11 protein-coding genes are annotated in these 14359 nt (G+C 65.2%); 4 read left to right on the top strand and 7 right to left on the bottom strand.

Translation table 11 applies throughout. The annotated features are described in order from the left end of the window. Positions 1-59 precede the first annotated feature (59 nt). The 5 genes from entH to entC are packed head-to-tail and all read right to left on the bottom strand — an operon-like array spanning position 60 to position 4886. The gene (entH, locus tag HMPREF3096_RS05765; RefSeq protein ID WP_008805589.1) at positions 60-473 is read right to left on the bottom strand and encodes a proofreading thioesterase EntH; all 414 of its coding nucleotides are present in this window, start codon (positions 471-473) and stop codon (positions 60-62) included. Next, the gene (gene entA, locus HMPREF3096_RS05760; RefSeq protein WP_012068428.1) at positions 474-1229 is read right to left on the bottom strand and encodes a 2,3-dihydro-2,3-dihydroxybenzoate dehydrogenase EntA; all 756 of its coding nucleotides are present in this window, start codon (positions 1227-1229) and stop codon (positions 474-476) included. After that, positions 1229-2080: an enterobactin biosynthesis bifunctional isochorismatase/aryl carrier protein EntB gene (entB, locus tag HMPREF3096_RS05755; RefSeq protein WP_032729606.1), complete on the bottom strand. Its 852-nt coding sequence runs from the start codon at positions 2078-2080 to the stop codon at positions 1229-1231. The genes entA and entB overlap by 1 nt, the downstream gene beginning before the upstream one ends. Before the next feature lie 13 nt (positions 2081-2093). Beyond that, positions 2094-3701, bottom strand: a complete 1608-nt coding sequence (entE, locus tag HMPREF3096_RS05750; RefSeq protein WP_032729602.1) for a (2,3-dihydroxybenzoyl)adenylate synthase EntE — start codon at positions 3699-3701, stop codon at positions 2094-2096. Between the two features lie 9 nt (positions 3702-3710). Next, positions 3711-4886: an isochorismate synthase EntC gene (entC, locus tag HMPREF3096_RS05745; protein ID WP_012542487.1), complete on the bottom strand. Its 1176-nt coding sequence runs from the start codon at positions 4884-4886 to the stop codon at positions 3711-3713. 187 nt (positions 4887-5073) lie between these two features. Between entC and fepB the strand changes: the two genes are divergently transcribed. Beyond that, complete coding sequence (fepB, locus tag HMPREF3096_RS05740) at positions 5074-6033, top strand: Fe2+-enterobactin ABC transporter substrate-binding protein (protein WP_012542488.1); 960 nt, start codon at positions 5074-5076, stop codon at positions 6031-6033. Positions 6034-6270: 237 nt separating this feature from the next. Here fepB and entS read toward each other — a convergent pair whose 3' ends face one another. Further along, positions 6271-7512, bottom strand: a complete 1242-nt coding sequence (entS, locus tag HMPREF3096_RS05735; protein ID WP_008805583.1) for an enterobactin transporter EntS — start codon at positions 7510-7512, stop codon at positions 6271-6273. A 112-nt stretch (positions 7513-7624) separates the two neighbouring features. Between entS and fepD the strand changes: the two genes are divergently transcribed. The 3 genes from fepD to fepC are packed head-to-tail and all read left to right on the top strand — an operon-like array spanning position 7625 to position 10412. After that, a complete protein-coding gene (fepD, locus tag HMPREF3096_RS05730; protein ID WP_032729598.1) occupies positions 7625-8632 on the top strand; it encodes a Fe(3+)-siderophore ABC transporter permease in 1008 nt (335 codons plus the stop codon). Further along, positions 8629-9621 (top strand): iron-enterobactin ABC transporter permease, encoded by a 993-nt coding sequence (fepG, locus tag HMPREF3096_RS05725; RefSeq protein ID WP_012968727.1) that lies wholly within the window; start codon positions 8629-8631, stop codon positions 9619-9621. Before fepD ends, fepG begins: the two co-directional genes overlap by 4 nt. Further along, positions 9618-10412, top strand: a complete 795-nt coding sequence (fepC, locus tag HMPREF3096_RS05720) for an iron-enterobactin ABC transporter ATP-binding protein (protein ID WP_012542491.1) — start codon at positions 9618-9620, stop codon at positions 10410-10412. Before fepG ends, fepC begins: the two co-directional genes overlap by 4 nt. A gap of 64 nt (positions 10413-10476) precedes the next feature. Here the strand turns inward: fepC and entF are convergent, their stop codons facing one another. Continuing rightward, positions 10477-14358, bottom strand: a complete 3882-nt coding sequence (gene entF / locus HMPREF3096_RS05715; RefSeq protein WP_032729595.1) for an enterobactin non-ribosomal peptide synthetase EntF — start codon at positions 14356-14358, stop codon at positions 10477-10479. Between the last annotated feature and the right edge of the window lies 1 nt (position 14359).

The raw sequence follows: 14359 nt of genomic DNA, 5'->3' as shown, positions 1-14359 counted from the left end.
CCATTGCGCCGATACGTAGCCCGGCTAAGCGTAGCGCAAGCCGGGGAAATAGCGGCTTCTTAGCCCAGCACCGCGGTGCCCAGACGACAGGTGCAGCAGCGCCGCCCCTTCTCGTCATACACCACTATCTCCCAGCTCTGGCTCTGGCGGCCAAGATGCAGCGGTCGGCATTCGCCGCGCACTTTCCCACTGGAGACCGGACGATGGTGGGTAGCGTTAAGCTCGGTGCCCACCACGCACTGCCCTTCTTCGGTCATCAGCCAACCGGCCATCGAGCCCAGCGTCTCCGCCAGCGCCGCGGAGGCGCCGCCGTGCAGCAGACCAAACGGCTGATGGGTGCGCGCATCCACCGGCATCTCCGCCTCCAGCAGCCCCGCTTCCAGTCGGGTGTAGATGATGCCAAGATGCGCCACCATGGTGTTTTCGCTGCTGGCGTTCAGCGCCGCCAGCGTGAGCTCTCGCTTCCAGGCCATTTACGCCCCCAGCGTCGAGCCGCCATCGACCACAATATCCTGCAGCGTAATATGGCTGGCGTGAGAAGAGGCGAGGAACAGAATGGTATTGGCGATCTCCTGCGGGCGGGCGATTTTGCCCAGCGGGATGCCCAGCTTAAACTGCTCGCCGAAGCCGCGGATCCGCTGCTGCTCGGCATCGTCGCTGACCCACAGGGTGCGCTGCATATCGGTGTCGGTGGAGCCCGGCGACACGAGGTTGCAGCGCACGCCGCTGCCTGCCAGCTCAAGGCCAACGGTTAACGCCAGGCTTTTCAGCGCCGCTTTCGAGGCGCCATAGGCGCTCATGCCGATACGCGGCGTATGCGCGGCATCGGAGGCGACGGTGACGATCGCCCCGCCCCGCTGACGGCGGAACTGGGCCATCGTCTGCTGAAACAGATTAAACGCGCCGCCAACGTTGACCGCGAAGGTTTGCTGCCAGTCTTCCGCGCTCAGCTGGTCGGTGGCGCCCATGCGCAGGATCCCGGCGGCGTTCACCAGCACGTCCAGTCGTTCGATGTTGTTGAGCAGCCGCGCGCACACGTCGCGTACCTGACCGGCATCGGCGACGTCCAGCGTTTCGGTGGCAAACGGATAACCTTCGCCGTCAAAGGCAAGGTCGAAACCGGTGACGTTAGCCCCGGCCTCGACGAAAGCCAGCGCGGTGGCATAGCCAATCCCTTTACCTGCGCCGGTCACCCACACGGTCTGGCCGTGGAAATCCAGCGCCGCCATTATTTCACCTCACGGGAGAGCAGCGCCCACCAGGCGTCGATGGTCGGGTTCTTCGCCAGCATCACGAAGTCGATATCGCCGTGCACTTTGCGCCAGCGGGCGGCCAGGGCCATCATCCGCACCGAATCCAGACCGTAGTCGATCAGATTTTCATCATCCAGCGGTTCGTCGGATTCGTCGAGCAGCGGCAGGATCAGCGCGCGCAGCGCCGCTTTGGAGGCCGGCAGCGGCAGCAGCTCTTCGGTCATCACCACGCGGCCGGAGCGGCCAGCGACGTATTTCAGCGCCATCAGGTGCTCTTCACGGCTGAAGTCCGCCAGGGCGTCGGCGACAAAGAACGGTTTGATATCGCGCATGAAAGCATCGGTGGCGGTGGTCATGCAGCCGATATGAGCATAAACGCCGGTGATGATCAGCTGGTCGCGGCCGGCCTCTTTCAACATCTCCTCCAGCGGCGAGCGATGAAATGCGCTGTAACGCCATTTCACCAGCACGGTATCGTCTTCATCCGGCGCCAGCGCGGCAATCACCTGCTGCTGCTCCGGCGAGCGGGTCAGGCCCGGCCCCCACATATCATTCAGCAACGCCCGATCTTCATCGCTCTGCTCTTTCGGCTGGGCGGTGTAGTACACCGGAATGCCGTTCTGTTTGCAGAAGTCGCGCAGGGCGGCGATATTGGCCACCACTTTATCCATCATCGCGCTGTTTTCGCCCCAGAAGTTGAGGAAATACTCCTGCATATCGTGGATCAGCAGCGCGGCGCGCGACGGCTCAAAGGCCCAGTTGACTTTGTTCGCCGGGATATCGCTGGCTTCCGGTAGCGCATATGCCTGTAATTTAGGGATTGCCATTCTCTGTTCTCCTTCAGCCCAGCTTGCCTTCGGCCAGCCACTGACGTAATTGTTTTTTATCGACTTTGCCCACCGGCGTCAGCGGCAGCGCGGCAACGCACTCCACGCGATCCGGCAGTTTAAATTCTGCCACCCCCTGCTCGCGCAGGAAGCGGCGCACCGCGACGGCGCGCAGCGGCGAGGTCACCACCAGATAAGCGCAGCTTTTCTCGCCCAGCAGGTTGTCTTCGATGCTGACCAGCGCGGCGTGGATCACCGCCTCATGGCGCAGCAGCAGGTTTTCGATCTCTTCAGCGGCGATCTTCTCGCCGCCGCGGTTGATCTGATCTTTTTCCCGGCCCTGGACGGTGATATACCCGTCTTCGTCGATCGAAATCAGATCGCCGGAGCAGTAAAACCCGTCAGCGTCAAAGGCTTCCGCGTTATGCTGCGGGCTGTTGTAGTAGCCGCGGAAGGTATACGGCCCGCGGGTCATCAGGCGACCCACTTCGCCGCGCGGCAGCGGGTTGCCGTCGGCATCCGCTACCCACACTTCATCGTCCGGGCACATCGGGCAGCCCTGGGTATGGATGATCCGCTCCGGGCTGTCGTTAAGGCGGGTGTAATTCACCAGCCCCTCCGCCATGCCGAACACCTGCTGCAGCTGGCAGCCGATTTCCTCCGGAATGCGCGCGGCGAGGGTCGCCGACAGGCGCGCGCCGCCGACCTGCAGCAGCTCCAGCGATTGCAGTTGCGCATTGCTGCCCCATTCATGGATCGCCTGCAGCCACAGGCTGACCGCCGGCGGCACCAGCGAGGCAACGTTGATCTGATGTTGTTCAATCAGCGGGAAACAGAGGGTGGCGCTCGGGTCGGCGGCGAGGATCACCCGCCCGCCGGCGAGGAAGACGCCGAGCGAACCCGGGGAACTCATCGCATAGTTATGCGCCGCCGGCAGCGCGTTGAGGTAGCGCGTCTCCGCGTTGATCCCGCAGATCTCGTTGCTGCGGCGGATGCTGTAGTCGTAATCGTTATGGGTGCGCGGGATCAGCTTCGGCGTCCCGGTGCTGCCGCCGGAGAGCTGGAAAAAGGCCACTTCGTCGGCAGGGGTTGGATTGGCGACAAAGTTATCCGCCGGGCGGTTAATCTCCGTCGCCAGATCGCGCTCGCCGCCGTCGTTACGCAACAGTGCGACGCGCAGGGAAGGATGCTCAGCGATAAACGCATGGAGGAAGCTATCGTCAGCAAACAGCGCGTGCTCGCGATCGGCAATCAGCAGCGCCGGTTTAATCTGCGCGGCGTAGGCGTTAAGCTCGCTGCGCTGATGGCTGAACAGCGCGTTCACTGGCGCGACGCCGATGCGCAGCAGCGCAAAGAAGGTGATGTAAAACTCGGCGACGTTGCCCAACTGCACCAGCGCGGTTTCCCCGCGCTTCAGTCCCTGGCGCTGCAGCGAGCAGGCAAGGTTGTCCACCAGCTGATTAAACTGGCGGTAGCTAATCTGCCGTTCGCCATCGATAATCGCCACGGCGTCGTTTTCCGCGTGACGGGTGATCAGATTGGTTAACGGCAGATCCTGCCAGTAGCCTTTTTGACGATAGCGGGCCGCAAACTCTTCCGGCCAACGGGTAAATGCAATCATCCTTGCCTCTTAATTCAAGCCAAATACGTTAAGCATGGTGGTCAGTTTGACGCCGGTTTCGCGCCATTCGCCCAGCGGCGAGGAGGCCGGAACGATTCCCGCGCCGGCAAACAGGCGCAGCGTACGCTGCTGCAGACGCGCGCAGCGGATGGTCACCACCCATTCGCCGTTGCCTTCATCGTCACACCAGCCGACGATGCCGCCGAACAGCTGACGGTCGAAGGGTTCCAGTTCGGCAATCAGGCGCTTCGCCACCTGGTGTGGGAAGCCGCTCAGCGCCGGGGTCGGGTGCAGCAGACAGGCCAGCGACATGGCGTTTTCTTGCGCCAGCGCGGTGCCTTCGATTGGCGTTGCCAGGTGCCAGAGCGTTGGGGTGGTAATCAACTGCGGCGATGCCGGCAGCGACAGCTGGCTGCTGCGCGGGCCCAGCACGCTCTTCATCGCCTGGGTCACCAGCTCGTGCTCGTGGCGATCTTTGCCGGATGCCAGCAGCCTGTTGCCCGCTTCCCGGTCCAGCACATCGTCCGGTTGACGACGGGCGGAGCCAGCCAGCGGCAATGAGCTAAAGCGCGGCCCGTCTTTACGCAGCAGCAGCTCCGGGCTGGCGCCCAGCAGCACGCCACCGTCGGAGAGCGGCACGTGGAAGTTAAAGCTCGCCGGGTTCTGGGCGATCAGTCGCTCCATCAGCGCGCCGCTATCGACGCGGTCGCGGGTGGTAATATCGATAAGCCTTGAGAGCACCACCTTGTCCACTTCCGGGGTGGCGGTCAGCGCGGCAGCGCGTTCCACCATGGCTAAAAACGCGTCCTGCTCCGGGATCTCCCGGCGCTCCACCACTTCCATTGTCTCCAGCGGCGCGGCGTAGCGGGCGGAACGCTGTTTTTCCGGGCGAGAGAACGCTTCCCAGCGCTCGGGGATATAGAGCTCGGAAGGCTGACAGGTGTCGAACGGGATAGCCCCCACCATCACCGGCTTGCGGATCCCCGCCGCGCGGGCCTCGGCAAAAGCGGCGGCCATCTGCTGCTGGAACTCGCCGTTCAGCGCATCGCCGCCGACAGCGGGCTGTGAGAAGCGGCGGAAGCAGCCGGAGGTGCTAAAACTGCGGTACGGCGACATAAAGAAGAAGCTGTCCGGAGACAGGGTCTGGGTGTGTTTCTGTACATCCTCAGCCAGTGACGTTTCCATATCATCCTCCAAAAACGATAAATATATTACGAATAATTATCATTTGTATTTTGGTTGGCTAACCTAAAAGGTATTGCCCGCCATGTCAACCGCGTTACGTCATTGCGCGCCACTTTGGCTTGCATCCTGCTGACGCAAAGTTGAAAATGAGACGCATTTATTACCTTTCGAATCAGGATGCGATGACGTGAACTTCTTTTCTTTCTGCCGCCGCGGTGCGCTGACCGGCATGCTGTTGCTTTTAGGAATTACCTCAGCCCAGGCGGCGGACTGGCCGCGCCAGGTCACCGACAGCTACGGGACACACACCCTGCCAAGCCAGCCGCTGCGCATTGTCTCCACCAGCGTGACCCTCACCGGCTCGCTGTTGGCGATTGACGCCCCGGTGGTCGCCAGCGGCGCCACCACGCCGAACAACCGCGTCGCCGATAGTCAGGGCTTTCTGCGCCAGTGGAGCGAGGTCGCCAAAGCCCGCAAGCTGGCGCGGCTGTACATCGGCGAACCAAGCGCGGAAGCGGTGGCCGCCCAGATGCCGGATCTGATCCTGGTGAGCGCCACCGGCGGCGACTCTGCCCTGCCGCTGTACGATCAGCTCAAAACGATCGCTCCGACGCTGGTCATCAACTATGACGATAAAAGCTGGCAAACCTTGCTCACCCAACTGGGGCAGATCACCGGCCATGAGCAGCAGGCCAGCGCGCGCATAGCCGACTTCAATAAACAGCTCGTTTCGTTAAAAGAAAAAATGAAACTGCCGCCGCAGCCGGTGACCGCCCTGGTCTATACCGCCGCCGCGCACAGCGCCAATATCTGGACGCCGGCATCGGCCCAGGGGCAGATGCTCGAACAGCTGGGCTTTAGCCTGGCGACGCTGCCGGGCGGCCTGCCCGCCAGCCATAGCCAGGGTAAACGCCACGATATCGTGCAGCTGGGCGGGGAGAACCTCGCGGCCGGTCTGAACGGCCAGAGCCTGTTCCTGTTCGCCGGCGACCAGAAAGATGCGGATGCCATCTACGCCAACCCGCTGCTGGCGCATCTCCCGGCGGTCGCAGGCAAACGCGTCTACCCGCTGGGCACCGAGACCTTCCGTCTTGACTACTACAGCGCCCTGCTGGTGCTCCAGCGTCTCTCCAGCCTGTTCGGCTAACGCGGGCCGTGCCATCAGGACGGGTACGTAACCTGAACTCTTTGCCGGGCGGCGCTCCGCTTGCCCGGCCTACAATACCCGAGACCGTAGGCCCGGTAAGGCGCAGCCGCCACCGGGCATCAGGACGGGTACGCAACCTGAACTCTTTGCCGGGCGGCGCGGCGCTTGCACCGGCCTACAATGCCCGAGACTGTAGGCCCGGTAAGGCGTAGCCGCCACCGGGCAAGTGCACCCTACTTAACTTTCGTTGACGATTTCCGGGCGCTGGAAACGGCGCAGCTCGCGTAGCAGCCCCACCAACAGCACGCCGACGAGCGCCAGCGCCCAGCCGCTGGCGCTGGCGGATGCCGCCGGGGTCATCACCGCCCCTAATCCGCCGAGCAGCGCCGCGCCGATGGCGTCGCCGGTGACGTTTTGCGCGGTCCACAGACCATTAATCCGCCCGAGCATATTTTCCGGCGTCTGGGTCTGGATCAGGGTGTACTGCAGCAGCGAGCTAATAGCGCTCAGCCAGCCAAACAGCGCCAGGCACAGCGCGCCCAACGCCCAGTGCGGCATCAGGCTGAACAGCGCAATGGCGACAAACGATCCCACCGTGGTCGCCAGCATCAGCGCACCCGGCCGCACCGTCTGGGCCAGCTGACCGCTGGTCAACGCCCCCAGCGCCGCACCGAGCGGAATAGCGGCGTACAGCAGGCCAATCTGTCCGGCCGACATCTGCCAGCTCCCGGCCAGCGCCGGATAGAGCACCCGCACCGCGCTGGCCATGGTCAGCAGACCGCCAAGCAGCGCAATCCCGCCGATAAGCGGGCTCTGACAGAGGAAGGTCAGCCCCGCCAGCAGAGATCGCAGCGGATGCTCGCGCGGCTGCGGAGGCGGCGGCAGCTGCGGCAGACGCAGCAGGGTTAAGGTGGTGATAAAGGTCCCCGCCGCCGCCAGGCCGAAGTTCCAGGCCACGCCGCCGGTGGCCAGCAGCAGGCCACCGATCATCGGCGAAATCACCGAGCCAAGGCGCACCGTCAACATGGTGATGGCCCCGGCCTGCATCAGGTTTTCCCGCCCCACCAGCGCCGGGGTCGCCGCCAGCAGCGCGGTCACCCCCAACGAGGCGAAGAACCCGTCCCAGATCCCCAGCAGGTAGATCGCCGCCAGCGACGGCTCCGGCAGCAGGGCGTTCAGACACAGACCGACAAAGCCCACGCCGCAGGTGCCGCGCGCCAGCAGGATCAGGCGTTTACGTTCATAGCGGTCAGCCAGCACGCCCCCCACCATCAGACCAACAAACATCGACGCACCGGTCAGCGTCACCGACAGCCCGACCTGCCAGGTCGAATGGGTCATCATCTGGATCTGGACCGGAATGGCCACGCCCAGCAGGCCAAGCGATAGAATAGAGATAAAGCGAGCGATAAAAACGGCGCGAAACGCCGGGTGAGTTTTCAGCAGGCTGAGATTGAGCAGCCAGGATTGTCGGTTCATTACAGCGCCTTGTCGTTATTTTTAATACCCTTTTTACTGTGGGTCATGCTACCATAGCTGAATAAAATCGATAACGATAATTACTATCATTATCATATCAGGGATGTCAGTTATGTCGTTTTCTACGACCGCGGTACGCTCTATCGCCGTGCCCGGATTGTTGCTATTACTCGCCTTAGCCGCCGCGCTTAGCCTGACCATCGGCGCCAAATCGTTGCCGATCGGCACGGTATTCACCGCCTTCAGCGGAACCTGTCAAAGCGCCGACTGCACCATCGTGCTGGACGCGCGCCTGCCGCGTACCCTGGCCGGTCTCCTGGCCGGCGTCGCCCTCGGTCTCGCCGGCGCGCTGATGCAAACGCTCACCCGCAACCCGCTGGCCGACCCCGGCCTGCTGGGGGTCAACTCCGGCGCCAGCTTCGCCATCGTCCTCGGCGCGGCGCTGTTCGGGATCACCTCCCCGCAGGAGCAACTGCTGCTGGCGTTTTGCGGCGCGCTCTGCGCCTCGCTGCTGGTGGCCTTTACCGGCAGTCAGGGCGGCGGCCAGCTGAGCCCGGTGCGCCTCACCCTCGCCGGGGTCGCCCTTGCGGCGGTGCTGGAGGGGCTGTCCAACGGCATCGCCCTGCTCAACCCGGACGTCTACGATCAGCTGCGCTTCTGGCAGGCCGGTTCGCTGGATATCCGCACCCTGCAGACGCTGAAAATTGTCCTGCTGCCGGTGGTGATGGCGGGGATCGCCGCCCTGCTGCTGAGCCGGGCGCTTAACAGCCTGAGCCTCGGCAACGATACCGCCACCGCCCTCGGCAGCCGCGTCGCCCGCACCCAGCTGATCGGCCTGATCGTCATCACCGTCCTGTGCGGCAGCGCCACCGCCGTCGTCGGCCCCATCGCCTTTATCGGCCTGATGATGCCGCATATGGCGCGCTGGCTGGTGGGGGCCGATCATCGCTGGTCGCTGCCGGTCACCCTGCTCGCCACCCCGGCCCTGCTGCTGTTTGCCGACGTGATTGGCCGCCTGCTGGTGCCCGGCGAACTGCGGGTATCGGTGGTGAGCGCCTTTCTCGGCGCGCCGGTGCTGATCTGGCTGGTGCGCCGCCAGCCGCGGGGAGGTGGCCTGTGATTGCCCCGTCCCGCCGCCTGATAGCCAGTTGCCTGGTGCTGATGGCCGCCAGCCTGCTGATTTCCCTGCTCGGGCTGGCGCAAGGCCCGGTGCCCCTGACGATTGACCAGGTGTTCTCGGCGCTGTTCGGCGATGCGCCGCGCAACGTCGCGATGGTGGTGAACGAATGGCGGCTGCCGCGGGTGTTAATGGCGCTGCTCATCGGCGCCGCGCTCGGCGTCAGCGGCGCCATTTTCCAGTCGCTGACCCGCAACCCGCTCGGCAGCCCGGACGTGATGGGCTTTAACACCGGCGCCTGGAGCGGCGTGCTGGTGGCGATGGTCCTCTTCGGCCAGAACCTGACGGCGATTGCCCTGGCGGCGATGGCCGGCGGGGTGTTGACCTCGCTGGTGGTCTGGCTGCTGGCCTGGCGCAACGGGATCGAGACCTTCCGCCTGATCATTATCGGCATCGGCGTGCGCGCCATGCTGGTGGCATTCAACACCTGGCTGCTGCTGCGCGCCTCGCTGGAGACCGCCCTTTCTGCGGGCCTGTGGAACGCCGGATCGCTTAACGGCCTGACCTGGGGTAAAACCTGGCCGTCGGCGCCGCTGATCCTGTTGATGCTGGTGGGCAGCGCCCTGCTGGTTCGCCGGATGCGACTGCTGGAGATGGGCGACGATACCGCCTGCGCGCTGGGTGTGCAGGTCGAGCGTTCGCGCCTGCTGCTGATGCTGGTGGCGGTGGTGCTCACCGCCGCCTCGACGGCGCTGGCCGGGCCGATCTCATTTATTGCGCTGGTGGCGCCGCATATCGCCCGCCGCCTGAGCGGCACGGCCCGCTGGGGACTGACCCAATCGGCCCTGTGCGGCGCGCTGCTGCTGGCGCTGGCCGATTACGGCGCCCAGCGGCTGTTTATGCCGTGGCAGCTGCCGGTTGGCGTGTTAACCGTCAGCCTCGGCGGTATTTACCTTATTGCATTGTTGATTCAGGAGTCCCGCAAAAAATGAGTGCTGTCCCCTCCCGTTTGCGCGGCGAGCAGTTAACCCTGGCCTACGGTAACAAGACCATCGCCGAGTCGCTGAACGTGACCATCCCTGACGGTCACTTCACCGCCATTATCGGCCCCAACGGCTGCGGCAAGTCGACGCTATTGCGCACCCTCAGTCGCCTGATGACGCCCGCCAGCGGCCACGTCTGGCTCGACGGCGCGCAGATCCAGCAGTACGCCAGTAAAGAGGTTGCCCGCCGCATCGGGCTGCTGGCGCAGAATGCCACCACTCCTGGCGATATCACGGTGCAGGAGCTGGTGGCCCGTGGGCGCTATCCGCACCAGCCGCTGTTTACCCGCTGGCGCAAAGAAGATGAAGAGGCGGTGAACAAGGCGATGCGGGCGACCGGGATCAGCGATCTGGCGCTGCAGAGCGTCGACACGCTTTCCGGCGGCCAGCGGCAGCGGGCGTGGATTGCGATGGTGCTGGCCCAGGAGACGGCGATTATGCTGCTTGATGAGCCAACCACCTGGCTGGACATCAGCCATCAGATCGATCTGCTGGAGCTATTGAGTGAGCTGAATCGCGAGAAGGGCTATACCCTGGCGGCGGTGCTGCACGATCTTAACCAGGCCTGCCGCTACGCCACCCACCTGATCGCCCTGCGCGACGGCAAGATCGTCGCCGAGGGGGCGCCGAAGGAGATCGTCACCGCCGATCTGATTGAACGGATTTACGGTCTGCGCTGCACGATCATTGAAGATCCGGTGGCGCATACGCCGCTGGTGGTCCCGCTGGGCCGCCGGTAATCTCCTCTTTCGCCGGCTTGCGCTACGCTGAGCCGGGCTACCTGCTGTAGCCCGAACTCAACCGTTACCCCAGAATCTCCCTGACCACCGGGCCGATGGCTTCAAAGGCCTGCGGGGAGATAATGTCGACGTGGGCGCAGTTCTGGCTGAACACCTCCAGTTCCGCCACCCACGGGCCCCATACGACCTGCGGATCCATCCCCGCCTGCCGCGTCTTCTCCGCCACGAAAAGCGTCGCCTTGCCGTCAAACTTCGCGCTGTGGGCGGTGGTTAACAGCCGCACCGCATCGGCATAGTTACCTTCGATAGCGCTGAACAGCTCGCCGGAGGCTTGCCCTTGCTGGGCGGCGAGGAACGCTTCGCGCTCGCGGTCGATCTCCGCCAGTACCTCGGGATCCAGCCCGTTGGCCTCTTTCTCTGCCCAGTTTTGCGTCTCCGGCGGCCAGGTATCCAGCAGGCCGAGGAAGGCCACCGCTTCGCCGCGCTGGCGCAAGCGGGCGGCAATCCCCTGGGCTAAGGTGCCGCCCAGCGAATACCCAAACAGGTAATAAGGGCCGTGCGGCTGCTGCGCCAGCAGCGTGCGCAGATGGTGCTCGCACACCTCGTCGAGGCTGGCGGCGCTGGCCATCGGCCCCTGCGGGCGCGGCGACTGAATACCGGTTATTGACCAGCGCGGGCTGAGATAGCGCGCCAGCACGCTGAACTGCCAGGCGAAGCCGGAGGCCGGATGGAAGCAGAACAGCGTCGGGCCGTCGCTCTCGCGCAGCGGCAGAAGCGTATCCAGCCCCAGGCGCCGGGCCTGCTCATCGCTGAGATCGGCAGCCAGCAGCGCGCTCAGTTTGCCCACCGTCGAGGCCACCATCACCTGCCCCGGGGTCACCTGCCGCGCCAGCTGGCGGCTGAGCTGTGCCGCCAGACGCATCGCCAGCAGAGAATGACCGCCGAGGGCGAAGAAATCGGTGTCGATATCGTTCACCTCGCAGCCCAGCAGCTGGCTGAAGGCCGTGGCGACAAGGGTTTCCATCCCGGGCTCCGGCGGCCGGCCGCTGCGCTCCCCGCCGAGGGTCGGCAGCGGCAGCGCTTTGCGGTCCAGTTTGCCGTTGGCGCTAAGCGGCAGCTCAGCGAGCTGCATCAGCACCACCGGCACCATATGCGGCGGCAGCTGTTCCGCCAGCCGCGCTTTCAGCGCCGCGGTATCCAGCGGCAGGCCGGAGTCAGAGACCAGATAGCCCACCAGCTGTCGGGCATCGCCGCCGGTCGCCGCCGCCTGGTTGAAGACGCAGGCGTGACTCACCGCCTGCGCCACGTCCGGCAGGGCCGACATCACCCGGTCAATCTCGCCAAGCTCGATGCGCTGCCCGCGGATCTTCAGCTGGTCGTCGCTGCGGCCAAGATACTCCACCGCGCCGTTCGTCAGCCAGCGCGCCACGTCGCCGGTGCGATACATCCGCTCACCGGGGGCAAACGGGTCGGCGATAAAGCGGCTGGCGGTGAGGTCCGGACGTCCCAGATAGCCCTGCGCCAGCTGGATGCCGGTGAGATAAAGATCCCCCGCCACCCCCGGCGGCACCGGGCGCATCGCGGCATCGAGAATGCGCAGCCCGGTGTTCCACACCGGCCAGCCAATCGGCACGCTGCTGCCGGTCACCGCCGCCAGCTCAGGCCCGCAGGCCGGATACCAGCTGACGTCCACCGCCGCCTCCGTCGGGCCGTACAGGTTATGCAGCGGCGCGCCGGTTAAGCGCTCCCACTCGCGGCACAATTCCGTCGGCAGCGCTTCGCCGCTGCAGAATACCCGCCGCAGCGTGCGGCAGGCAGCGACGCTGTCGGCATCCAGCGAGGCGACAAACGCCGCCAGCATCGACGGCACAAAGTGGGTGGTGGTCACGCCGTAGCGGGCGAAGAACTGCTGCATCGCCTGCGGGTCGCGGTGCGCCTCCGGCTCGGCCATCACCAGCTGCGCGCCGGCGATAAACGGCCACCAGAACTCCCACACCGACACGTCGAAACTGCACGGCGTTTTCTGCGCCACCACGTCCTGGGCAGATAACGGATAGCGATCCTGCATCCACAGCAGGCGGTTGACGATGGCGGTCTGGCCGACCATCACCCCTTTAGGCCGCCCGGTGGAGCCAGAGGTAAAGATGATGTAGGCGGTATGGTCCGGTTTTGACAGCGCCAGCGGCGCGTCATCCCCGGCGGCCAGCGGCTGCTGATAGCAGAGGCTTTCCAGCCCCGGAATATCGCTGAAGCGGGCCAGTTGATCCTCCGAGGTGATCAGCAGCGACGGCCGGGCGTCTTCCAGCATCATCCGCAGGCGGTCGTCCGGGTAGCCGGTGTCCAGCGGCAGCCAGGCGGCCCCCGCTTCGACAATGCCATGCAGCGCCAGGGTCAGGAACACCGAGCGCGGCAGGGCCACCGCCACGCTGTCGCCCGGCTTCACGCCGCGCTGACGCAGCAGCTGCGCGAGCGCCACCACCTGCTGACGCATCTCGCGATAGCTGAACTGCCAGTGGGCGTCCGCCAGCGCCGGGGCATCCGGGGTCTTCCGCGCCTGGTCGGCCACCAGCGCGCTGAGGGTGGTGGCAGGCAGCGGCACAGCGGTATCGTTGACCGCCGCCAGCCGGGCCAGCTCATCGGCGGAGAGCATCTCTGCTTCGCCGCAGCGCAGCGCCGGATCGGCGGCGAACTGCGCCAGCAGCGCGGTCAGTCTCGCCACATGGCGACGGAGCTCGGCTTCGTCGTACCGGGCCTTGTTGGCGAGGATCTCCAGCGACAGCCCGCCGGTTTCATCCGGGAACAGCGCCAGCTCGAGATCGTTGACCGGGCCGGTGGCGAGGGTGTGGGTCAGTGCCTGCACACCATCGATATCCAGCTGGTAATCAAAGACTTTGACGTTCAGCACCGGGCCGAACAGCGGTTCGTCCCCTGCCGCTTTACCGCTGTCGCGAACGATCTGTTCGGCGTCATAGCGCTGATGGCGGCGCATCTTTTTCAACTGAGCGGCGAGGCGCATCGCCAGGTCTGCCAGCGTCTCCTGGGCGTCAATATGCACCGCCAGAGGCAGAACATTGAGCACCGGCCCCGTCGAGGTCAGCGCGGCTGAACCCATCCGGCGCATAAAGATAAAGCCCGCCGCGTAGTCCATCCGGTTGCACAGGCGGCCCAGCCACAGCGTGGTGAGCGCCAGCGCCAGGTCAGCGGGCTGACACTGCGGCGCATGGCCAGCCAGACGGCGGAAGGCGTCGGCGTTCATCTCCAGCTTCATCCGCCAGATATCGCTCCCGGCGGCGCGTCCGCCCAGCGGCGCGGCAGAGAGTGAGGCAGGCGACGGTAACGCCTGGCGCTGAGCCTGCCAGAAGGCTTTATCCCGCTGCCAGGCCTCGCTGCCGGCGTAGCGCTGGTACTCGTCCACCACCTCGGCGAAGGGGGTGAAAGGCGACTCAGGAGTGGCTTCCCCCCGCTGCCAGGCGCGGTAAATGGCGGCGATCTGCCGGGTTATCGCCGGGAAGCTGAAGCCATCCACCAGCAAGTGGTGATAACGCTGATACCAGTACCAGCGGTCGTCGCCGACGCGCAGCAGCTGATGGCACACCAGCGGGTTGCCGCCGTCGACACGCAGATCCTGCGCCAGGTCCGCCTGCATCCGCTCCGTGGCGGCGCGATGCGGATCCGGCGCCGTACGCAGGTCAATGATCGACGGTTCGCCAAAGGTGCGGTCGGCCGCCACCCACTGCCAGACTTCCCCCTCCTCTTCCTCAAAGCGCAGGCTGAGGGTGTCCGCCTGCTGCAGACCGGCGACAATCGCTTTTCCCAGCAGCGTCGGGTCGAGCGCGCCGCGCAGTTCAACATAGTGGGCCACGCTCCAGGCGCCTGGCAGAGTGGAGAGGCGCTCGGCCATCCAGATCCCCGGCTGCGCGGCAACCAGCGGTAAACGAGTGGTCATT

It is taken from the genome of Klebsiella sp. HMSC25G12 (assembly GCF_001807705.1).
GTDB classification, from domain to species: domain Bacteria; phylum Pseudomonadota; class Gammaproteobacteria; order Enterobacterales; family Enterobacteriaceae; genus Klebsiella; species Klebsiella variicola.
This window is presented reverse-complemented; position numbering and strand designations above follow the sequence as displayed.